Raw genomic sequence first — 22,407 nt, forward strand, 5'->3', positions numbered from 1 at the left:
CATCCTCGATGGCGGCTGGATCGAGAGCTTGCCGCTATCACCTGCCACCGCTGCGGCAGCTCATACGAGCACTGTCGCCACCGCTGCCTTGGGTAACATTGATCGGTGAGGCAATAGGCGGAGCCTGCATCGTTGTGCGCAACAGATAGGTCTTCCGGCTCTATGCAATTTGCGCCAGCTTCGTTGTCTCGCTGAGCCAGGTGCCGATCTTCTTGCCCAGACGCTCGGGCGAAACCGGCTTGGGCAGATAGTCGTCCATCCCGGCCTCCAGGCACTTCTCGCGATCTCCCTTGAGCGCATGCGCGGTGACGCCGATGATGGGCGTGTGCATCCCGCTCGCCGCTTCGGCCTCGCGGATGGCGCGAGCGGCCTCATAGCCGTTCATCTCCGGCATTGACACATCCATCAAGATCAGGCGGGGCTTGAAGGCGCGGTACATCTCGACGGCCGTGCGGCCATTGGCGGCGATCTTGTAGGACAGGTCGAGGCCGGCCAGTATCTGGCCGAATACGAGCTGGTTGACCTCATTGTCTTCGGCCACGAGGATATCGAGCGGAACGCTTGCCGGCTGTTGCGCCTTCTCCTGGAGAGGAGCCGGGCTACGCAACACGGTGAAGGCGGCCGCCTGTGGCATTGCCGGCGCCTGTCTGGCGGGTTCGCGTTCATAACGCGCCCTGCCGATCTGTGTCCGCGCCTTCTGGATCGCGGCGATGACCGTTCCGAGCAGCACGGCGGAGCGTGCCGGCTTGGTCAGATGGGCAGCGATACCGTAGTCCAGCATGAGGCGGCCGAAATCGATCTGGTCGACGGATGTCAGCAGTACGATCGGTATCGAGGCGAGCCGGCTATCTGCGCACATCGCCTTGGCGACATCGGCGCCGTTCATTCCGGGCATCTGATAGTCGAGGATGACGCAATCGACGGTGGCGCCAAGCTGGCAGGCCCGGTCAAGGAAGGCGAGCCCGATCGCCCCGGAATCGGCGGCAGCGCAATCGAAACCCCAGCTTCTGAGCTGTTCGAGCAGGATATCCCGGTTGACCGGATTGTCGTCGATCACCAGTACGCGGGCGCCGGTGACGTCCGTCGGTACGATCTCGGTCTGCGGGGCGGCTTCATGCACGGGCAGGCCGGCGGTGAACCAGAACACAGAGCCGCGGCCGATCTCGCTTTCTATGCCGATCTTGCCGCCCATCAGATCGACCAGCCGGGCGGCGATCGCCAGACCCAGGCCGGTGCCTTCGTGACGGCGGGTCGAGGAGCCATCGACCTGCGCGAATTTCTCGAAAACGGCGTCCAGCTTGTCGGCGGGGATGCCGATGCCGGTATCTTCGACCCGGACCTTCAGTTCAGCGACGTCGTTGACGACCGAACCGGAAACATCGATGAGCACATGGCCCTTCTCGGTGAATTTCACCGCATTGCCGAGCATATTGGTGATGATCTGGCGAAACCGTCCGACATCGCCGACCACGTGGTCCGGCAGGCGCGGATCGACGCGCACGATAAGCTCGAGGTTCTTTTCCGCCACGCGCGCCGACACCAGCGTGGCGACATCCTCGACCGCCTCGACCAGCTTGAAGGGCGCGGGATCAAGCGTGAGTTGCCCGGCATTGATCTTGGAGAAATCCAGGATGTCGTTGATGATCGTCAGCAGCGCATTGCCCGACTTGACGATCACGTCGGTGAAGGTCTTCTGGCGCGGCGTCAGTTCCGTCTTGGCGAGCAGTTCGGCCATGCCCAGCACACCGTTCATCGGCGTGCGGATTTCATGGCTCATATTGGCGAGAAACTCCGACTTGGCGCGGTCGGCGGCTTCCGCACGGAAAAGGGATTGCGCCGATTCGCTGAATGCACGGCGGATTGCCTTTTCCATCGGGCGGAAGATCCAGATGCCGACCAGCGCCAATATGGCAATCAGAAGAACGCTGGAATAGGACAGGATCTTGTTGCCGCGCCGTTCGACGAGCGCGCGTTCCTTGTCCAGTGCGGTTCGCGCTCGAACCAGCGCCGGCTGGACGAACAGCTCGTTCTGGTTGCGGATTTCGCGATTGCTCCACTCGTCGATCTTCTCGATACCGGTGAGGGCGCGCAGATTGCGGACGATATCGCGTGCCGACCAGAATAAATCGCCATTGACCGAGCTGGAATAGAGTTCATCCATGGTCTTGCGTGAAAGATCGGGGCTGACGGCGGCGAGAGCTGCCGTCAGCTCGTCAATTTGCATACTGAGGCGGTCGGCATGGCCGATTGCGGCATTGCCCAGTTCGGCCCGGTTTTCTGCACGCCAGGCCGTTGCCGTCGTTTCGGAGAAAGTGGTGGCGTTTCTGAGGTCGCGCGCCAGCATCGTCAGGCGACCGCCGATCTGGTCGATCTCCTGGCGAAACCAGTTCATGTTGTTCACGGTATAGAGGATCGCACCGGAGGTGAGCGCAAAGACAAGCAGACCCGACAGGTAGCGAAGCCGGATCGACCGGATGAATGACGAATAATCGGGCACGTTGTCTCCCCCCGAACACGAACGTGACAATGCTCGGAGGGATTAGTCGGCATTTGAATTAAAAATTCGTTCAATTGTACCGACCGGCCGCCAGTCGGGGGGCCGCGAGGCGATGCTAATTGCGCCGGTTCGCAACAAAGCCGGCCGCCTGCTTCAGGCGCTCCGCGCTTTCCCCATAAGGTTCCAGCAAGGCGTTTGCCTGTTCGACCAGTCCCGATAGTTGCCGGCGTGCCCAATCAATGCCGTGGCGGGCGACCAGCGTCGCCTTGCCGGCCGACTGGTCCTTTCCGGTAGCCTTGCCCATCGTCTCGGTATTGGCTGTGAGGTCCAGCATGTCATCCGCAAGCTGGAAGGCCAGGCCGATGGCCGCGCCGAATTCGCCAAGCCTCTCGCGGTCGGATGGCGGAGTCCCCGCCAGGATAGGGCCGGCCTCGCAGCCGAAACGTATCAGGGCTCCGGTCTTCATCGCCTGGAGACGGATGATGCCGTCATCGTCGGGCACGACGGTCGCGGCCTCCAGATCGAGCGCTTGGCCCCCAGCCATTCCGCCCATTCCGGCTGCCCGTGCCAGTTCGAGCACGAGGTCGATCCGGCGTTTGGCATCAAGTGCCGTGGCCGGGTCGGCGATGATATCGAAGGCGAAGGTGAGCAGGCTGTCACCGGCAAGGATGGCGGTCGCCTCGTCAAATGCCCGATGAACGGTCGGCTGGCCGCGACGCAGATCGTCATTGTCCATCGAGGGCAGGTCGTCATGGATCAGCGAGTAGCAATGGACACATTCAAGTGCGGCGGCGACCCGCAATGCCGCTGCAGGATCGCCGTCGAACAGCCGGGCGCTCTCCAGGACAAGAAACGGCCGCAGGCGCTTGCCGCCGTTGAGCACACCGTGGCGCATTGCCTTCAGCAGCTGCTGTGGCCGTGCGATCTCGCCGCTCAGCAAATGTTGCTGGTCCAGCAATTGCCGCAGCAAAGCCTCCACGGCTTCAGCGCGGCTTTCCAGATGGGCTTCGAACGTCAACGTGCTGTCATCGATCATGCCGCGACGATTTACGGTAATCTCCGTGCCGGTCAAGCCGCAGCAACGACGGTTTGAACCGGGCTGCCTGGTCCGCCGTGTCTTCAGAGATTGCACTGAAGGCCGCGCGCCATTATGCCGAAGCTAAAAGATGAAGAGGCGAACGGCTTGGACGAACCGATCATCGATCCTGAGACCGAGGGGCTCGCGATGGCGCCGAAGCAGAAGACGAGGGCGCGCCGCCGGCCGGGCGCGTGGATTCGCCGCATCGCGCTTATCGGCATCTCTGTCGCTCTCATGCCGGTCTTCCTGACGATCCTTTATGTACCGGCCTTCGTTCATCCGATCTCGACGCTCATGCTCGGCGATCTGGCGACATTTTCCGGCTATGACCGGCGTTGGGTTGCGATCGACGAAATAGCGCCGGTGCTCGTCCACTCGGTCATCATGTCGGAGGACGGGCAGTTCTGCTCGCATCGCGGCATAGACTGGAACGAGCTCAGGGTGGTGATAGATGACGCGATGGCGGGCGAAGCGGCGCGCGGTGCCTCGACCATTCCGATGCAGACGGTGAAGAACCTGTTCCTGTGGCCCGGCCGATCGGTTGTGCGCAAGGCGGTCGAAGTGCCGCTGGCGGTGTATTTCGACGCGATCCTGACCAAGAAGCGGATCATGGAGATTTATCTCAATGTTGCCGAATGGGGACCGGGCATCTATGGCGTCGAGGCTGCCGCACAGTATCATTTCGGGATCGCCGCCAGCCGGTTGTCGGCGCGGCAGGCCGCACTTCTAACGGTCGCGCTGCCCAATCCATACACCCGCAATCCATCCAAGCCCGGGCCCGGCTTGAAGCGGCTGGCCAATCTGATCCAGCGCCGCGCGTCGCGCGCGGGCGGCTATGTCGGCTGTGTCGGCTGATCGATATTAAAAAAATCGCGGCGGTGCTGGTCAAAGCCAAGATTGCCGTGTATAGGCACGCGCACTTATCCCAGTTTCCGGCCCATGGAATGCGGCCCTTTCACGAGGGCGGTATACCGGGCTTTACGATCGATGGAGTGATTCCATGGCTGTGCCAAAACGAAAAACCTCGCCGTCCAGGCGCGGCATGCGCCGTTCGGCCGATGCGCTGAAGGCCCCGACCTATGTCGAGGACAAGAATTCGGGCGAGATGCGCCGCCCGCATCATATCGACCTGAAGACCGGCATGTATCGCGGCCGCCAGGTTCTGACGCCGAAGGAAAGCTGAGCCGCTTTTCCGACGCCTCATGCAGACTTGATCAGGACCGGACTCGCTCCGGTCCTTTTTGCGTTGGAGCCATAACGGTTCGCGGCGATGTGAATTTGGCTACGCTACGCAGCATTCCGGGATGACGCCGAAATAGCAACGCCACCTTCGGCCAGACGAGCCCGGCAATGGCGTAGCGACATCCGCCGTCATCCCGGCCAAGGGAGTGAAACGACCGCGAGCCGGGACCCATTCCCCGTGACGTCGAATGGGAAGCGGACCCACAAAATGCGTCTTCCCCGCCCCTCTCCGTCTCGGCTTTGCCTCGACACCTCTCCCCAGAGGGGCGAGGAACCCAGGTCCTGAAAGGTCTTAGCCACAGTTTTCCGTTCGGAGCATGCCAACATTTCTTCTGCGCGGCGGCGACTGTCGTCGCGGTCACCGAATGGATCCCCGAGTTCCGGCGGTTCGCTGCGCTCACCACCGGCCTCGAGGATGACGAAGAGGCGGTGGCGGCTCTCACATCTCCCATCTCCGGTTTGTTGACGCAAACCAGCTCTCCCGGTGGGGCGAGGAACCCCCGTCCTGCGAGGGTTACGAGGAACCCAGGTTCTGTAAAGGCGGTGGCTGTCGCCAAAGTCACGGCATGGATCTCGGGTCAAGCCCGAGGATGACGAAGGGAAAAGGGAAAGGCCCCCCTTACCCAGCTCGCTGCGCGCCTCGGCCCTTCGCTAGGGCTCCGGGCGTTCGAAACTCAAAAAGCCAAATCGTTGGCTTTTTGCCGGCCTACGGCCGGACGTTTCTCACCCCATCGAATCGATCTTGCGCTGCATGGCGGCGATCTGCTCCTTCAATTCCTGAAGGTCGTCGGACTTTGCCGGCGCGTCTTTCTTCGGCGGCTCGGCGCTACTTCCGGCCGCGCCCGGCGTGAACATGCGCATGGCGTTCTGGAACATTTCCATGTTGCGGCGCGTCTGCTCTTCAAGGGCTTTCATCGGCCCGAGTTGCATCATGTCGACCGTCGATTTGCCGAATGCCGACTTCATCTGCTCGCGAAAGCGTTCCTGCTCCTTGGCGAAGGCAGTCATCGATTGTTCGAGAAAGCTCGGGACGATCATCTGCATCTGGTCGCCGTAGAAGGCGATGAGCTGGCGCAGGAACGGGATCGGCAGCATGTTCTGCCCATCCTTGTTTTCAAGTTCGAAGATGATCTGCGTCAGCACCGGATGGGTGATGTCATCGCCCGTCTTGGCGTCCTGCACCGTGAAGTCTTCGCCCTTCTTGACCATGTCGGCCAGATCTTCCAGCGTCACATAGGTGCTCGTCCCCGTATTGTAGAGGCGGCGGTTTGCGTATTTCTTGATCACCACCGGATCGTCTTTCGCGGGCATCAACATCCTCCCCGGAGACCGGATTGCCCATGCGGCAGCCGGCTGCGATTGCACCGGGTCGAGGATATGCGCAAAGCATGCGCAATTCCAAGCGCTTTGTGCAGTGCGCAATTTTTACGGCCCGCAACAGCCTTGCCGCGCCAATGTTTCAGCCGCTCCGGCCGGCATAACCAGCGATCTCCAACACATTTCCGATTTGACTCAGGTCCGCGAAAGGGCAAGAAAAGTCGATATACCGGACTTGATGCTGTCCGTTCCCAATTCGTCGTGGAGACAAAAATGCCCGCTTCCCAAGCTATCGTCATTGCCAGTGCCGCCCGCACCCCTGTCGGTTCCTTCAACGGTTCCTTCGCCAATACGCCCGCCCATGAGCTTGGCGCGGTCGCGATCAAGGAAGCCTTGGCACGGGCCGGTGTCGATGGCGCGGAGGTCGACGAGGTGATCCTCGGCCAGGTGCTGACGGCCGGGCAGGGCCAGAATCCGGCCCGCCAGGCTTCCATGGGCGCCGGCCTGCCAAAGGAAACGACGGCCTGGAGCCTCAATCAGGTTTGTGGGTCGGGCCTTCGCTCAATTGCGCTCGGCATGCAGCAGATTGCCACCGGCGACGCCAGGATCATCGTTGCCGGCGGCCAGGAGTCGATGTCGCTGTCGCCCCACTGCCAGCATCTGCGCGGCGGCGTGAAGATGGGTGATTTCAAGCTGATCGACACCATGATCAAGGACGGGCTGATCGACGCTTTCTATGGCTACCACATGGGCAATACGGCCGAGAACATCGCCCGCCAGTGGCAGCTCAGCCGCGACGACCAGGACCAGTTCGCCCTTGCCTCGCAAAACAAGGCGGAAGCCGCCCAGAAAGCCGGCAAGTTCAAGGACGAGATCGTTGCGGTGACGGTGAAGGGCAGGAAGGGCGACACCATCGTCGACCAGGACGAATATATCCGCCACGGTGCGACGATCGATGCCATGCAAAAGCTGAAGCCGGCCTTCGACAAGGAGGGCACGGTGACGGCCGGCAATGCATCCGGCCTCAATGACGGCGCGGCCGCAGTCGTGCTGATGACCGAAGACGAAGCCGCCCGGCGCGGGATCACGCCGCTCGCGCGCATCGCGTCGTGGGCAACCGCCGGCGTCGATCCGCAGATCATGGGCACAGGACCGATCCCCGCCTCGCGCCGCGCGCTGGAAAAGGCCGGCTGGTCGGTGGGCGATCTCGACCTGGTGGAAGCCAATGAGGCGTTCGCCGCCCAGGCCTGCGCGGTCAATCGCGACATGGGCTGGGATTCGTCGCTTGTGAACGTCAATGGCGGAGCGATTGCCATCGGCCATCCGATCGGCGCGTCGGGCGCCCGCATCTTCAACACGCTGGTCTTCGAAATGCGCCGCCGCGGCGCGAAGAAGGGCCTTGCCACGCTGTGCATCGGCGGCGGCATGGGCGTGGCCATGTGCGTGGAAGCGATGGGGTGAATGGAAAAATGGTGAATGGTGAATGGAGGGTCAAACGGCTTCTCCATGACCATTCACCATTCACCACTCACCATTCACTCAGGGAGGACCACCATGAGCAGAGTAGCAATCGTCACCGGCGGCACCCGCGGCATCGGCGCGGCCATCGCCATTGCCTTGAAGACTGCCGGCTGCAAGGTTGCCGCCAACTATGCCGGCAATGACGAGGCAGCGGCCAGGTTCCGCGATGAAACCGGCATAGAAACCTATAAATGGTCGGTCGCCGACTATGATGCCTGTGCCGCCGGCATCGGCCAGGTGGAGGCCGATCTCGGGCCTGTCGATATCCTCGTCAATAATGCCGGCATCACTCGTGATGCACCCTTCCACAAGATGACGCGCGAGCAATGGCGCGAGGTGATGGAAACGAACCTCAACGGCGTGTTCAACATGACCCATCCGCTCTGGGGCGGCATGCGCGAGCGAAAATTCGGCCGCGTCATCACGATCTCTTCGATCAACGGCCAAAAGGGGCAATTTGCCCAGGCGAATTATTCGGCGGCCAAGGCGGGCGATATCGGTTTCACCAAGGCGCTCGCCCAGGAAGGTGCCCGCAACGGCATCACCGTCAATGCGATCTGCCCCGGCTATATCGCAACCGACATGGTGATGGCTGTGCCCGAGAAGGTGCGCGAATCGATCATCGCCCAGATTCCGGTCGGCCGGCTCGGCGAGGCCGACGAGATCGCGCGCTGTGTGGTCTTCCTGGCATCGGACGATGCGGGTTTCATCACCGGCTCGACCATCACCGCCAATGGCGGCCAGTATTTCGTGTGAGCCGATGGCCGGGACGCGACCCTGAAAGCCGCGTCCCGTGCAGCAATATCAATCGTCGCCGAACAGCGACTTGTGGGCGATGCCGGCCAGCGCGGCGCCGACGATGGGCGCGACCCAGAACAGCCAGAGCTGCTGAAGTGCCCAGCCGCCGACGAAGAGTGCCGGGCCGGTCGAGCGGGCCGGATTGATGGAGGCATTGGTCACCGGAATGGCGACCAGATTGGTGAGGGTCAACGCGAGGCCTATGGCGATGCCGGCAAAGCCGGCGGGCGCGTGACTGGCAGTTGCGCCCAGGATGATCATCACGAACATGAAGGTCAGCACGATTTCCGCCACCAGTCCTGCGCCCATGGAGTAGCCCCCAGGCGAATGCTCGCCATAGCCATTGGCCGCAAAACCATTGGCGAGCGAAAAGTCCACCTTGCCGCTGGCAACGACAAAAAGCAGTGCCGAGGCAATGACCGCCCCAACCAGCTGGGCGATGACATAGGGCACCAGGTCCTTGGCCGGCAGCCGTCCGGCAACTGCCAGGCCGACCGACACCGCCGGATTGAAGTGGCCGCCCGAAATGCCGCCCACGGCATAGACCATCGTCAACACCGTCAGGCCGAAGGCAAGCGCAACGCCTAAAAATCCGATACCGAGATCGGGGAAACCGGCCGCAAGAACCGCACTGCCGCAACCACCGAAGACAAGCCAGAAAGTGCCGAGCAATTCTGCGAACAAACGTCTGGACATTTCTTGTCCCTCCCTCATGAGAACCGCAAAAGGGAGTCACGAAATTTTTCGGATGGCAATACGCAATACACCTTGGGGCGACATGCCGGCGAGTGTCACCACTATCTGGTAGCAAGCCGATGCCTGGATGGCTCAGGGCCGCGTAGAAGGCGTAGTGAAACGGCACATATTCGTTGCCTGCCATCCCTCAGAGATTGTGAGTCATTGACTGAAAGCAGACCTGCTGCATGAAATCTCGTATCTTGCTCAGCCTCCGCCACAATATGTTGTCGTGAACAAAACGGGAAATCGACTGGATCACTGATTCGTCGCCGCTTCGTTCTATTTTTGGCTGGAATGTTAATCTCGCTGAGGCTGGTCTTCGTGAAGCTGGTCATCCATCGTTAAACAATGGTGTCGGTTCCTTGACGCCGCCACTCTCTTGCGGCCTCCGATCGGGCCTCAACCTGAAAAGCTTAACGAGCGTGCCGGATTCGGTCGAAAATCGCTGGTCGACCGATTCAGCATGTGGGCCATTAGCGCCTGTCAAGTCCTACATCTTGTAGGGAACAAAGCCGGAAACCGGTTGAATCAGCGATTCGTCGCCGATTCGTTCCGCATTTGAACGAAAGGTTAACCGGCTCAGAGATCGCGGGAGCACTGGCGGGAAAACATATTATATTTCAATAGCTTACCAAGATTTATATTTGTTGTGTCCGCAAAAGTTAACATCAGGGCGTGAGTCTGATGATGCCGGAAAAGCGGTGATTCAGCATCTGGTGGAATCATCGGCCAAAACACTAGATGTTGGGGTGAACAAAAGCTGAATCCGATGGAGTCAGCGATTCGTCGCCGATTCGTTCCAGACTCGTTCCGCCGTTAATTGTCCAACATTCCGCTTTCGTTTCCGCGTTTGACTGCCTATCTGTCGAGAGGAGAACTTGCCCGGAAATTACCGCGTTGGCCTGTCATCATGGCTTGCGAGGCGCCGCGTGGGAAAGGCCGAACCGCCTGCGATGAATATCCAGCCCCGACAAACCGAACCGCTTCTGCTTTCCGGCCGCGACGTGACGGCCGTGCTGGGGCCGACCAATACGGGCAAGACGCATCTGGCGATCGAGCGGATGGTGGCGCATGAAAGCGGCATCATCGGCCTGCCGCTCCGGCTTCTGGCCCGCGAGGTCTATGGGCGCGTCTGCGAAAAAGTCGGTGCGCATAAGGTTGCGCTGGTCACCGGCGAGGAAAAGATCCTGCCGGCCGGTGCGCGCTATTCCGTCTGCACGGTCGAGGCGATGCCGCGCGAGACCGATGCCGCCTTCGTGGCGATCGACGAGGTGCAACTCGCCGGCGATCTGGAGCGCGGCCACATCTTCACCGACCGCATCCTGCATCTGCGCGGCAGGCAGGAGACGCTGCTTCTCGGGGCCGCGACCATGCGGGGCATATTGGAGCGGCTCTTGCGCGGCGTTTCGGTCGTCACCCGGCCGCGCCTGTCGCATCTGGCCTATTCCGGTTCCAAGAAGCTCACCCGTCTGCCGCGCCGCTCGGCGGTGGTCGCCTTCTCGGCCGACGAGGTCTATGGCATTGCCGAACTGATCCGCCGCCAGCGTGGCGGCGCGGCGGTCGTGCTTGGCGCGCTGAGCCCGCGCACCCGCAACGCCCAGGTCGCGCTCTACCAGAATGGCGACGTCGATTATCTGGTTGCCACCGACGCCATCGGCATGGGGCTCAATCTCGATCTCGACCATGTCGCCTTCGCGCAGAACCGCAAATTCGACGGTTTCCAATATCGCAACCTGACGGCGGCCGAACTCGGCCAGATCGCCGGCCGCGCAGGCAGGCATGTGCGCGACGGCACTTTCGGGGTCACGGGCCAGGTCGATCCGTTCGATGAGGAACTGGTCGAAAAGATCGAGGGCCATGACTTCGAGCCGGTGAAGGTGCTGCAATGGCGCACGGCGCAGTTCGACTTTTCCAGCCTCGATGCGTTGAAGCGCTCCATCGAGGCGACCGCACCGGTCGAGGGGTTGACGCGGGCGCTCCCGGCTGTCGATGCGCAGGCGCTGGAGCAGTTGTCGCGTGACCCAGACGTCAAGCCTCTCGCAACCGGTCGCGACCGGGTGGCGCTGTTGTGGGAAGTCTGCGCGCTGCCCGACTATCGCCGCATCGCGCCGGCGCAGCATGCCGACCTGATCGCCTCGATCTTCGTGGATATCGCCGATCGCGGCCATGTCGATGAAAACTACATGGCCGAACAGGTGCGCCGGGCCGACACGACAGAGGGCGACATCGACACCTTGTCCCATCGCATCGCCCAGATCAGGACCTGGACTTATGTGTCCAACAGGCCAGGCTGGCTGGCCGATCCGGCACACTGGCAGGAAAAAACACGTGAGATCGAAGACAGATTGTCGGATGCGCTGCATGAGCGGTTGACGAAACGCTTCGTAGACCGCAGGACTTCCGTCCTCATGCGCCGCCTTAGAGAAAATACCATGCCAGAAGCAGAAATCAGCCCGACCGGAACCGTCCTTGTGGAAGGACACCATGTCGGGGAATTGCAAGGGTTCAGGTTCACCGCCGACCAGAGCGCGGCGGGCGAGGATGGGAAGGCCGTGAAAGCGGCCGCCCAGAAGGCGCTCGGCGTCGAGTTCGAACTGCGGGCGGAGCGCTTTTCGATTTGCGCCAATGGCGACCTCGCACTGGGGTCTGACGGCACATTGCGCTGGATCGGCGCGCCGGTCGGCACGCTCGTGGCAAGCGAGGATGTGCTGAAGCCGCGCGTGATCCTGTTTGCCGATGAGCAACTGACCGGCCCGGCCCGCGACAAGGTGGCGGCGCGCGCCGAGCGTTTCGTCAATTTCCAGATCGAAAGCCTGCTCAAGCCGCTGATCGACCTGAAAAATGCCGAACAGCTCGCCGGCATTGCGCGCGGCATCGCTTTCCAGCTCGTCGAGAATTTCGGCCTGATCAACCGGCGCGACATTGCCGCCGACATCAAGGCGCTGGATCAGGAGGGACGGGCCGCCCTGCGCCGCTTCGGCGTGCGCTTTGGTGCCTATCACATCTTTGTGCCCGCCCTTCTGAAACCTGCCCCCGCCGGGCTGGTGACGCTGCTTTGGGCACTGGCCAATGACGGCAAGGACAAGCCCGGTTTCGGTGACGTGGTCAATGCGCTGGCGGCTGGCCGCACCTCCGTCGTCATCGATCCGGCTTTCGACAAGGCGTTCTACAAGCTTGCCGGTTTCCGCAATCTTGGCCGTCGCGCGGTGCGCGTCGATATCCTCGAACGCCTGGCCGACCTGATCCGCCCGGCGCTCGCCTGGAAAACCGGAACGGGCCCACGCCCGGACGGGGCCTATGACGGCAATGTCTTCCTGGTGACGCCGGCGATGATGTCGATCCTGGGGGCGACAGCCGAAGACATTGAAGAAATCCTGAAGGGGCTCGGCTATCGCGCCGAAGCCAAGCCGGCTATCGAGGTGAAGGCACGGCTGGAGGCGCTTGATGAAGCCACGCGACAGGCCGCGCAATCAGCGTTGACGGCGAAAGCCGCCGAGCAGCAGGCGGTGAACGAGGCCGCTTCCGCATCGGGTGAGGCTGCCGAGACTGTTGTGGCCGAGCCGGAAGGCGGTGCAGCGGTCGCTGAAACGGGGGAAGCTGCGGGAGCCGAGGTTCACTCGGCCATTGCGGAAGATACCGCTGCCGAACCGGCAATGGGCGAAGCCGCCTCGGAGGAGCAGCCCGCGTCGCTAGACGCGCCGGAATCAGGCTCGCTGGCCGAGGCCGTGGAAGCGGAGCCTGCATCTGAGGCCTCCGAGATTGAAAATGCTGGAGTGCCTTCCTCGGAAGAAGGGCCTGACGCCGCTATCGCAGCATCGGCACCGGAAACACCTGCCGAGGAACCGAAACCGATCCTTCTGTGGCGGCCGGCACGATTCGAGCAGCGTCCGCGTCATCGTCAAGACAATCGCCAGCGTGGCGGACAGGCGGAGGCCCGCGGCAACGCCGGCGCCCAGCGCAAGGAGGGCGAACGTCCAGCCCGTGATGGCGACAGGCAGGGTCGTGAACAGGGCGGGAAGCAACGTTTCGACCGCAGCAAGTTCAAGGGCAAGCACGGCAGGCCAAATGTCGAAGGGGGGCGCCCCGATCGGCGCGAGGATCGCCCTAAGGGCGGTTTTCAGGCAAAGCCGCGCGAGGAACGGCCCGCGCGCATCGATCCGGATTCGCCCTTTGCCAAGCTCGCCGCGCTGCGCGACCAGCTCAAGAAGTAGATGACGGCGGAGGGTCGCCAGCGCATCGACAAATGGCTGTTCTTTTCGCGCGCGGTCAAGTCACGTTCGCTTGGTGCGAAACTGGTCCAGGCGGGACGTGTACGACTAAATGGCGAGAAGATCAGCCAGCCGGCAGAGTCTGTTAGGCCAGGCGATGTGCTGACCCTGACGCTGGATCGGCGCATCCTCGTCTACAAGGTGCTGGCGCCAGGCAGCCGCCGCGGCCCCGCCGAGGAAGCGCGAACCCTTTACGAGGATATGTCGCCTGAGCCTACTCCCCCCGGCCAGGCGCCGATGGATGCGCAAGTTCCCTTGCGCGATCTGGGAAGCGGCCGGCCTACCAAGCGCGAAAGACGTCAGATCGACCGCCTGCGCGGTAACGACTGACAAGTGGCCCCGGATTCACGGCTCCGGTCGATGTCGTATCTGTCGCCGTTACGGGCAATTCTAGTCCTTGCAAGAGTTCGGCAAAGTGGTTACCTGACGCGTGTCCGGCGCATGGGTTCGAGGAAATCGAGTGGATTTTTGAGGCGCGTGCGTCGATCCACAAGGCTGCGGCGCCTTTTGCATCGCTCGAGGCGGCGTTGTCGTGGGAGACACCAAGTCCCGGAGCAGCACTATGACCTATGTCGTGACCGAAAATTGCATCAAGTGCAAATATATGGATTGCGTCGAGGTCTGTCCGGTGGACTGCTTCTACGAAGGCGAGAACATGCTCGTCATCCACCCCGACGAATGCATCGACTGTGGGGTCTGCGAGCCCGAATGCCCGGCCGACGCGATCAAGCCGGATACCGAGCCCGGACTGGAGCAATGGCTTCAGCTCAATGACGAATATGCCTCCAAATGGCCTAACATCACAGCCAAGAAAGATGCACCGGAGGATGCCAAGGCGTTCGACGGCATGGAAGGCAAATTCGAGACGTATTTTTCAGCGGAGCCAGGCCAAGGCGACTAAGACTAAAGTTGAGCATTTTTGTCCGCTTGGCGTCCGGGAGGGCGCAAGCGCCTTCGCGCCTGCAGCAAACCCTTGATTCTTGCAAGTTTTTGTGTTAAGTATCCACACAATATGCCGCTGACACATCGTCGATCTATGGCGCTACGCCCTAATCACTGAAAGGTGACGCAAGTACCGGACCGAGGCGACTTGGGCCGACAGGCGCGATAAGGCGCGTGTTCGGCTCGGCTTTCAGGACCGGCGGTTCACCTCGTTTGCGGCATCCCTTCGGCCTCTAAGGGCCGTGCCACAGGTCTGCCGGCGTGCTAGCCGGGACCACAGAAGGAGTGCAGGGCGTAATGGCAACCACCACCTCGCAAAAGAAGTCGACAGCAGGCCGTCACGGCTTCAAGACCGGCGAGTATATCGTCTACCCGGCGCATGGCGTCGGCCAGATCGTGACCATTGAAGAACAAGAAGTCGCAGGCCACAAGCTGGAACTCTTCGTCATCGATTTCCAGAAAGACAAGATGCGCCTGAAGGTGCCGGTGGCCAAGGCCACGTCGATCGGCATGCGCAAGCTGTCGGAGACGGATTATGTCGATCGCGCGCTCAAGGTGCTGCAGGGCCGCGCCCGCGTGAAGCGCACCATGTGGTCGCGCCGTGCGCAGGAATATGATGCCAAGATCAACTCCGGCGACCTGATCTCGATCTCGGAGGTCGTGCGCGACCTGTTCCGCGCCGAGAACCAGCCCGAGCAGTCCTATTCCGAGCGCCAGCTTTATGAAGCGGCACTTGACCGCATGGCGCGCGAAATCGCTGCGGTGAACCGGCTGTCGGAAACCGAAGCGGTGCGCTTGATCGAGAGCAATCTTGCCAAGGGCCCCAAGCGGGGTGCCAAGGCAGAGGCCGACAATGAGGAAGCCGAGCAGGAAGAAGCGGCATAAGCTTCCAGGAGACGTTTTTGAAAACCCGGCCCAGGCGGCCGGGTTTTTTGTTTGAGCAATGCGCAGTGGCGGAGTGTGGCGCGGGCCTGTTTGCGCTTGCCACCTTGCCACGGGCGCCTACAATCACGGGCAGGTCGAGCAGGGAGCGTTGCCATGAATGAAGATGCTTTCAACATGTCCATCCGCAAATTCCTCAAGGAAGTCGGGGTTACCTCGCAACGTGCTATCGAGGCTGCAGTGCGCGACGGCAAGGTGAGCGGCAACAAACTGCGTGTGCGCATGACGCTGACCGCCGAAGGCACCAGCCTCAACCACGAGGTGGACGGCGAAATCAAGCTGACCTGATCGCGGTGCCGCCAGAGGTAGGCCGGCACCTGGCTCAGCCGGTTGGTCAACTGACCCGGAAGCCTAACCCTGCCGGCCTGCGATGCGTTTTGGCCGTGACCCATCGATCACAGCATTCAGGCGCGCGACTGACAATCTGCACCTGAAATATTGGCCCCAATCCCGTCTCGGAGCGCTCAAGCGTCCGAGCCCGTCCGCCCGCGTAAAACCCAATCCCTCTGCGAGCCGGCACGCGCCCACAAGCATATTGCAGGATCGGGGCGGAACATTCCTTGGAAATCAGCGTTCTAAAGCCTGTAGGGCACAGCGCCGCATAGTCAACCCCGGCCCGGTTTGGAGGCAAGCGCGGTTCATCGACCAGCCGCGAAGGCGCCGGAGATCAGGAGCGCAAAATGACCGAGGATACCGCCAAGCGGACCATGATCCGAGCTGCCATGAAGGCACCCTATCTGGATCGGGAGGAAGAGCACGACCTGGCATTGCGGTGGCGGGACCACCATGACCAGGCCGCCATGCACCGTATCACCACGGCGCATATGAGGCTGGTCATCGCCATGGCGGCAAAGTTCCGCTATTTCGGCCTGTCGATGGGAGATCTCATCCAGGAAGGCCATATCGGCCTGCTGGAAGCGGCGGCGCGTTTCGAACCGGACCGCGAGGTCCGTTTCTCGACCTATGCCACCTGGTGGATCCGCGCTTCCATGCAGGACTACATATTGCGCAACTGGTCCATCGTGCGGGGCGGCACCAGTTCGGCGCAAAAGGCGTTGTTCTTCAACCTGCGGCGGCTGCGCGCCAAGCTGGCGCAAGGGTCCGAGACGCTCTCAGGCACGTCGCTCTACAAGGAAATCTCCTCGACGCTGGGCGTTCCCGAGGCCGATGTGGCAATGATGGATTCCCGGCTCTCGGCCCCGGACACCTCGCTCAATGCGCCTCTCATCGATGATGGCGGAGCGTCCTCCGACCGCATGGATTTCCTGGTTTCGGACGATCCGCTTCCGGATGAGATCGTCGGCGAGGCAATAGATATAGAGCGGCGTTCGGGATGGCTCAGAAACGCGCTTGGCGTGCTCAATGAGCGGGAGCTGCGCATCATTGCCGAACGCAGGCTGCAGGAAGAAGGCGCGACGCTGGAATCGCTCGGCCAGACGCTCGGCATTTCCAAGGAGCGCGTACGCCAGATCGAAAGCCGCGCAATGGAGAAGCTCAAGACGGCACTGGTCAAGGAAAGCCCGGCTTTCCTGTCGGCGTGAGCGAGTGCACCTCGCAGGGATTCACCTGTCAGTGATGATCTTGACCCGGTAGCCGGTGGACACGGCGGCGCCGGGGGCCAGGCCGTTGATGACACGGAACAGGTCCAGCTTCCTGTCCACGCCCACCATGCTGGCTGCAAGCGTGCCGATGGTTTGGCCGGGACGCACGGTGACGACGCGTATGCGCAATGGCTTCAGCGCAGCCTTTTCGGCGGCCGAAAGCACGTGGAAGGTGCCGCTGACCGAACGCGCGACCGCATCCAGCGATGTGCTGGCGACCGGGGCGGCCGTGAGCAGGCGATAGACCTGCCCGTTGGCGCGAATGACGGCGACGTCGAACTGCCAGCCATCGGCACGCGCCTTGGCGACGGCCGCCTCGTTGCCGTTGATCGTCTCGGCGCGGACGGTTCCATCCTCAAGTCCAGAGACCCAGCCGCTGCGCAGATAGTCTGTCAGTGCCATATTGCCGTCGATCGAAACGCCATCGAAGCGGATCGCCATGTCGCCGGGGCCCGTTGCTGTGACGGCGGCAGCGCTGTTGTCGATGACGAAGCCGGCCGGCACCGAGAAGCTTATGCCGAGGCGGGGGTGGAGGAAGGTGGTACCGCGGACATAGCCTTCCTCGGGCGTGTCGCCGAACAGCAATCCGTCAATGCCGTCCAGGAAGGAATCGCGGTCGGTGACGCCGCTGCCCGGCGTGTCGAATTGCCGGGCGTGCCGCTGCGCCAGTTCGATGCGCTGCGGCGCATTCGGGTGGCTGGCAAGGAAATCCAGGCTCGGATCGGTAGCGCCGCTGACGGAACGGAAATCGCTGTAGGCGGCCATGGATTGCAGGAAGCGCCCGGCGGCGAAGGGATCGAAGCCCGCCTGGCCGCTTGCCTTGATGCCGATGGCATCGGCCTCCAGTTCCTGGTTGCGGGAGAACTGGGCAAGGCGCAGCTTGCCGCGGATCAGCGCGACCTTGGCCGAAGGGCTTTCGCCGAGCACATCGGTGACGACCTTGGTGGCCAGCACCTCCTCGGCTTCCTTCTGCTGGCGCTGGATGCCGTGATTGGCGGTGACATGGCCCATCTCATGGGAGATGACGGCCGCAAGCTCGGCCGAATCATTTGCCAGCGCGAGCAGGCCGCGGGTGACGTAGAGATAACCGCCCGGCAGCGCGAAGGCATTGACGTTGGGGGAATTGAGGATGGTGATGCGGTAGGTCTGGCCGGGATTGCCCGAAACGGTGGTGAGGTTGCCGACGACCTTTGCAACCATGCGCTCCAGCTTCGGGTCGGAATATTCCCCACCATAGGTCGCCAGGATGCGCGGATGCTGGCTGCGCGCCAGTTCGGCCAGCCGATTATTGCGCGAGACGCTATCGACGGTGACAGGATTGTCCGACGGGCGGAAAGCGGATTCCTTCAAATCGCTGGCTGTCATCTGGCAGCCGGCAACAAGTGCCAGCACCATCGCGACGGCACCGAGACGTGCACCGCGAAGCGCAGGCGACAGCGCTTCCATGGCTCTGTTCATCGGGCTTGGCAGGGCGGCATTCCTTTCACTCGACGGCGACTCAAAGGGGAAGTGGTTCTTGCCCAGCCGCCCCCTCTTCCGCAAGGCTTGCTTGCAGATCAGCTCGAAGTGCGGTTTGTGCGCAAATTATGTCCGCTTCCGGGCAACGTCCCTTGTTGGCGCCGCATTGGCCTCCAAACCAATATAGTTGCGGAACGCGGGAGGTCCATCCTTGCCGAAAAACTCCGCCGTGTTTCCCGTTGCGGCGATGGTCCCATTGTCGAGAAACACCATATTTCCGGCGATTCTCCGGGCATCTTCCGGCTGGTGTGTCACGAAAACCACAGTCATGCCATGTTCGGCATGAAGGGCGGCGACAAGGTCGACCATATCCTCGCGCAAGGCAGGTCCGAGCGAGGCAAAGGGCTCGTCGAGCAGCAGGACGGGGCGGTTGCGCACCAATGCCCGGGCGAGCGCCACACGCTGGCGCTCGCCGCCCGAAAGCTCACGCGGCAACCGCCCTTCCTTACCTGCAAGTCCCGTGCGGGTAAGCGCCTCGGTGACCGCAAGGCGGTCGCTTTCGGACAAGCGCAGGGCAGGCGATCGGCCAAGCCCGACATTTTGCGCGACCGTCAGATGGGCGAAAAGATTGTTTTCCTGAAACACCATCGAAACCGGTCGCGCCGAGGGCGGCATGTCGGTCATATCCTCGGTGCCGATCAGCACGCGTCCCGATTGCGGCGTCTCGAACCCGGCGATCAGGTTGAGCAGCGTCGATTTTCCCGAGCCGCTGGGTCCCATGATGGTGGTGATGGCACCGGCTTCGATCCGCAGATCGAAACGCATCCGGGTTTCCTCATAATCGAAGGAAACGTCCCGCAACTCGACGGCGCTTCCGGGCTGGCGAGGCTGGTTCATCGCGGGGTTTCCTTTCCAAGCCGACCGGCCAGCAGTATCAGCGCCAGGCAAAGCAGGCCAAGCACCAGCGCCAACCCGGCGGCATCGGCCGTGCGGTAGCTACCCATGCGCGCCAGAAGCAGATAGGGCAGCGTCTGCACCGAATCGCTGCCGAACAGCGCTATCACGCCAAGGTCGCCAAGCGAGAGTGCCATGGCAAAGGCAAAAGCGGTCGAAAGCGGCCGGCACAGTACCGGCCAGTCGAGCAGCCTGATCCGGTTCCAGCCGGTGAGGCCAAGCTGGGCGCAAAGGCGCTCATAGCGCTCGCTCGCCGCATCATAGGCTGGCCTTATGGCGCGGATGGCAAAGGGCATGGCCATGACCGCGTTGACGGTCACCACCATTGCCGGGGCCATGGCCAGGACATCGGTGAAGTGGCGCAGCGCCATGAACCAGCCTGCGCCGACGACGATTGGCGGGATGACCAGCACGAAGCCTGCGCCGGTATCGGTTGCCTGCTCCGCCAAGGTCTTTCGGCCGTTGCCGCGCCGCATCGCAAAGACACGCCTTGCCATGACCAATGCTGTCGCCAGCACGACCGAAAGCGATGCCGACAAAAGCGCAAGTACGATGCTCGTCAATGCCGCCTTCTGCACGGAGGCCTCGCCGGCGAGGCGGGCAAGATCGGCGTCCAATCCGGCAATGATGGTAGCCAGCATCGGGCCGGCGACGAACAGCAATGCCGTCAGGATCAAGGCCCCGTTGAGCATGGTTTCGCCGATCCCGGCTGCCCCAAAGCGGCGGGGCGCGACGGAAAGGCCGGTATCGCCGGCCGTGTCGGCGCCAAGGCGCATCAGCACAGAGATGACGGCCATGGTCAGCATGATCTGCAACAGCGTCAGCACCACGGCCCGCGCCGGGTCGAAGTCGAAGCGCAGGGACTGGTAGATCGCCACTTCCAGCGTCGTTGCGCGCGGCCCGCCGCCAAGCGTCAGCACGATGGTGAAGGAGGTGATGCAGAGCATGAACACCAGGCCGGCAGTGCCGGGCAGGCCGGCGCGCAGGGCCGGCCACTCGATCAGCCGGAAGGCCGACCGCGCACCCATGCCGAGCTGGCTTGCCAGCCGCCACTGGTCGGCGGGAATGGTGTTCAGCGTTTCCAGAAAGAGGCGTGTTGCGAGCGGCAGATTGAAGAAGACATGGGCGACCAGAATGCCTGAAAGACCATAAATGCCGGGCCATTCATCGCCCGAAACCGCGCTCATGATGCCGGCGAAATAGCCGGCGCGGCCATAAAGCGCCAGAACACCCAGTGCCACCACGATGGCAGGTAGCGCCAGCGGCACGGCAAACAGATGCAGGATCAGCCCGCGCCCCGGAAATTGCGGATGGCGCGACAGTGCGCGGGCGACGAAGAGCGCAGGAACGACTGAAAGCACCGTCGACACCATCGCCTGCCAGAGCGTGAAACGGGCGACGCGCAGCAGATAGGAATCAAATGCCGCGTAAGCGCCGGACAGATTGCCGGCGCCCTCCGCGATCAGCCCGGCGAATGCGCCGCCGATCAGCAGCGTGATGAACGCCAGGGCGCCGAGGCCGGCGAGGATGCGGAAATCGGGATGGCGGGAGGAGTTCACGCGACCTGGCGCCTTTCACGACCATGAGGAAATAGACTGGTCCTCCGCCCGGAAAGGAGGCAGGCAGCTCGTCGACCCCCACTCCGGTTTGCTTTGCAAACCACCTCTCCCCCGTTCGACGGGGGAGAGGAAGCGCCTTCCGCGAGGCTGCCGCCTTTCCTCTCCCCTTTCGAGGGGGAGAGGTGGCGAGCGAAGCAACGCGGAGTGGGGGTTGATCGTGCCATATGCGATTGCCTCGGAACAGGCAGTGGGGGTCTGGCAGCGTGTTTACTTGCTCATCACCGCCAGCCACTCGTCCACCCAGGCCTTGCGGTTCGCCGCAATCTCTTCAGGCGCGATCTGCAGCGTCTTTGTCGGCTTGACCAGCTTTTCGAAGGCAGGGTTGAGCGGCTTGTCGGTCTGGCCGGCGGGGAACATCCAGTTGGTTTCGGGAATGGCGTCCTGGAAGCCGGGGCCGGTCATGAAGTCCATGAATTTCTGCGCCAGCGGATTCTTCTCGCCCGTCGTGGTGATGGCCGCGACTTCCACCTGCAGATAGTGGCCTTCGGAGAAGGACGCCGCCTGGTAGCGCTCGGTTCCTTCCGCGATCATGTGATAGGCCGGCGAGGTCGTATAGGAAAGCACCATCGGCGCCTCGCCCTTGGTGAACAGGCCATAGGCCTCGCTCCAGCCCGGCGTGACGGTCAGGACGCGCTTTTGCAGCTTGGCCCATGCCTCCGGCGCCTCGTCGCCATAGACCGCCTTGACCCAGAGAAGCAGCCCGAGACCGGGCGTCGAGGTGCGCGGGTCCTGGATGGCGATCTTCTGGTTGGCATCGCCCTCGACCAGTTCCTTGAGGCTTGCTGGAGGGGTCTTCAGCGTCTCGCTGTCATAGACGACGGCGAAATAGCCGTAGTCGAAGGGCACAAAAGTGTCGTCGCTCCAGCCGCCGGGAACGTCGATCCTGGCACGGTCGACGCCGGAAGGCAAAAACAGCCCGGTCGCCTTGGCGTCCGCCGTCAGGTTGGTATCGAGCCCGAGCACGATGTCGGCCTTGGTCGCGACGCCTTCCAGCTTGACGCGATTGAGGAGCGCAACACCGTCTGCCACCGAGACGAATTCGACATCGCAGCCGCACTCGGCTTCGAACGCCTTTTCCACCTGCGGACCGGGGCCCCATTCGGCGGTGAAGCTTTCATAGGTGTAGATGGTGAGATCGGCCGCCGATGCGGGAACGGCCGCGCCGATGGCGATGGTCGAAACGAGAGATAAAAGCAGCGTGCGCATCGGCGCCTCCTTCTTTGGGTTGAAAGGGAATTGAAGCGCCGGTTTGCCGTCCGAAGCGTCTAATCCCTCCGCCGGTACAAACCGGATCAGGTTCAGCGGGTTGGCCGGGTTTTTCCCTCGCCTCTCAGCCGGTCCACGAAATTCGTGTCCGGCACCCCGTTAGAGCGGGCATAGACATAGGGCGGTGCGGGGTGCGGCGCAAGCGGCGTTTGTCGCTTGCCGGAGG

At 62.5% G+C, this 22,407-nt stretch carries 18 protein-coding genes and 1 riboswitch; of the genes, 10 read left to right on the forward strand and 8 right to left on the reverse strand.

The window, feature by feature from the left end:
- Positions 1-160: 160 nt before the first annotated feature.
- Both EET67_RS22980 and EET67_RS22985 read right to left on the reverse strand, forming a co-directional pair.
- On the reverse strand, positions 161-2,497 hold the full coding sequence (locus EET67_RS22980) for a response regulator (RefSeq protein ID WP_128628545.1): 2,337 nt from the start codon (positions 2,495-2,497) through the stop codon (positions 161-163).
- A gap of 115 nt (positions 2,498-2,612) precedes the next feature.
- A complete protein-coding gene (locus EET67_RS22985; protein WP_128628546.1) occupies positions 2,613-3,533 on the reverse strand; it encodes a polyprenyl synthetase family protein in 921 nt (306 codons plus the stop codon).
- Between the two features lie 147 nt (positions 3,534-3,680).
- Between EET67_RS22985 and mtgA the strand changes: the two genes are divergently transcribed.
- The gene (mtgA, locus tag EET67_RS22990; protein ID WP_245451166.1) at positions 3,681-4,430 is read left to right on the forward strand and encodes a monofunctional biosynthetic peptidoglycan transglycosylase; all 750 of its coding nucleotides are present in this window, start codon (positions 3,681-3,683) and stop codon (positions 4,428-4,430) included.
- A gap of 145 nt (positions 4,431-4,575) precedes the next feature.
- Entirely contained in the window at positions 4,576-4,758 is a 183-nt protein-coding gene (gene rpmF, locus EET67_RS22995; RefSeq protein ID WP_128628548.1) for a 50S ribosomal protein L32, read from the forward strand.
- 782 nt (positions 4,759-5,540) lie between these two features.
- Here the strand turns inward: rpmF and phaR are convergent.
- Complete coding sequence (gene phaR, locus EET67_RS23000) at positions 5,541-6,128, reverse strand: polyhydroxyalkanoate synthesis repressor PhaR (protein ID WP_128628549.1); 588 nt, start codon at positions 6,126-6,128, stop codon at positions 5,541-5,543.
- Between the two features lie 279 nt (positions 6,129-6,407).
- Between phaR and EET67_RS23005 the strand changes: the two genes are divergently transcribed.
- Together EET67_RS23005 and phbB are read left to right on the forward strand one after the other, a co-directional pair.
- Positions 6,408-7,595, forward strand: coding sequence for an acetyl-CoA C-acetyltransferase (locus EET67_RS23005; RefSeq protein WP_128628550.1), 1,188 nt, complete (start codon positions 6,408-6,410; stop codon positions 7,593-7,595).
- Positions 7,596-7,688: 93 nt separating this feature from the next.
- Entirely contained in the window at positions 7,689-8,411 is a 723-nt protein-coding gene (gene phbB / locus EET67_RS23010; protein ID WP_128628551.1) for an acetoacetyl-CoA reductase, read from the forward strand.
- Positions 8,412-8,459: 48 nt separating this feature from the next.
- On the opposite strand, the gene aqpZ is transcribed toward phbB, so the two are convergent.
- The gene (gene aqpZ, locus EET67_RS23015) at positions 8,460-9,149 is read right to left on the reverse strand and encodes an aquaporin Z (RefSeq protein ID WP_128628552.1); all 690 of its coding nucleotides are present in this window, start codon (positions 9,147-9,149) and stop codon (positions 8,460-8,462) included.
- A gap of 995 nt (positions 9,150-10,144) precedes the next feature.
- On the opposite strand from aqpZ, the gene EET67_RS23020 reads away from it, so the two are divergent.
- From EET67_RS23020 to EET67_RS23045, 6 genes are all read left to right on the forward strand, one after another.
- Positions 10,145-13,402: a helicase-related protein gene (locus EET67_RS23020; RefSeq protein WP_128628577.1), complete on the forward strand. Its 3,258-nt coding sequence runs from the start codon at positions 10,145-10,147 to the stop codon at positions 13,400-13,402.
- Positions 13,403-13,789 carry an RNA-binding S4 domain-containing protein gene (locus EET67_RS23025; RefSeq protein ID WP_128628553.1) on the forward strand — a complete coding sequence of 129 codons (387 nt, stop codon included), beginning with the start codon at positions 13,403-13,405 and terminating at the stop codon, positions 13,787-13,789.
- Positions 13,790-14,021: 232 nt separating this feature from the next.
- A complete protein-coding gene (gene fdxA, locus EET67_RS23030; protein WP_128628554.1) occupies positions 14,022-14,360 on the forward strand; it encodes a ferredoxin FdxA in 339 nt (112 codons plus the stop codon).
- A 338-nt stretch (positions 14,361-14,698) separates the two neighbouring features.
- Positions 14,699-15,286: a CarD family transcriptional regulator gene (locus EET67_RS23035; RefSeq protein ID WP_128628555.1), complete on the forward strand. Its 588-nt coding sequence runs from the start codon at positions 14,699-14,701 to the stop codon at positions 15,284-15,286.
- 153 nt (positions 15,287-15,439) lie between these two features.
- On the forward strand, positions 15,440-15,631 hold the full coding sequence (locus EET67_RS23040) for a DUF6494 family protein (protein ID WP_128628556.1): 192 nt from the start codon (positions 15,440-15,442) through the stop codon (positions 15,629-15,631).
- Between the two features lie 392 nt (positions 15,632-16,023).
- A complete protein-coding gene (locus EET67_RS23045; protein WP_128628557.1) occupies positions 16,024-16,884 on the forward strand; it encodes an RNA polymerase factor sigma-32 in 861 nt (286 codons plus the stop codon).
- Between the two features lie 21 nt (positions 16,885-16,905).
- Here EET67_RS23045 and EET67_RS23050 read toward each other — a convergent pair whose 3' ends face one another.
- The 4 genes from EET67_RS23050 to thiB all read right to left on the reverse strand — a co-directional run bounded on the left by EET67_RS23050 (position 16,906) and on the right by thiB (position 22,181).
- Positions 16,906-18,339, reverse strand: coding sequence for a M48 family metalloprotease (locus tag EET67_RS23050; protein ID WP_165900010.1), 1,434 nt, complete (start codon positions 18,337-18,339; stop codon positions 16,906-16,908).
- Between the two features lie 189 nt (positions 18,340-18,528).
- A complete protein-coding gene (thiQ, locus tag EET67_RS23055) occupies positions 18,529-19,299 on the reverse strand; it encodes a thiamine ABC transporter ATP-binding protein (RefSeq protein ID WP_128628559.1) in 771 nt (256 codons plus the stop codon).
- Positions 19,296-20,915, reverse strand: a complete 1,620-nt coding sequence (gene thiP, locus EET67_RS23060; protein WP_128628560.1) for a thiamine/thiamine pyrophosphate ABC transporter permease — start codon at positions 20,913-20,915, stop codon at positions 19,296-19,298. The genes thiQ and thiP overlap by 4 nt, the downstream gene beginning before the upstream one ends.
- Positions 20,916-21,182: 267 nt before the next feature.
- Positions 21,183-22,181 carry a thiamine ABC transporter substrate binding subunit gene (thiB, locus tag EET67_RS23065; protein ID WP_128628561.1) on the reverse strand — a complete coding sequence of 333 codons (999 nt, stop codon included), beginning with the start codon at positions 22,179-22,181 and terminating at the stop codon, positions 21,183-21,185.
- A 46-nt stretch (positions 22,182-22,227) separates the two neighbouring features.
- Positions 22,228-22,350, reverse strand: a riboswitch (TPP riboswitch).
- Positions 22,351-22,407: the final 57 nt, after the last annotated feature.

This window comes from Borborobacter arsenicus, assembly GCF_003934165.1.
GTDB classification, from domain to species: Bacteria; Pseudomonadota; Alphaproteobacteria; order Rhizobiales; family Rhizobiaceae; genus Pseudaminobacter; species Pseudaminobacter arsenicus.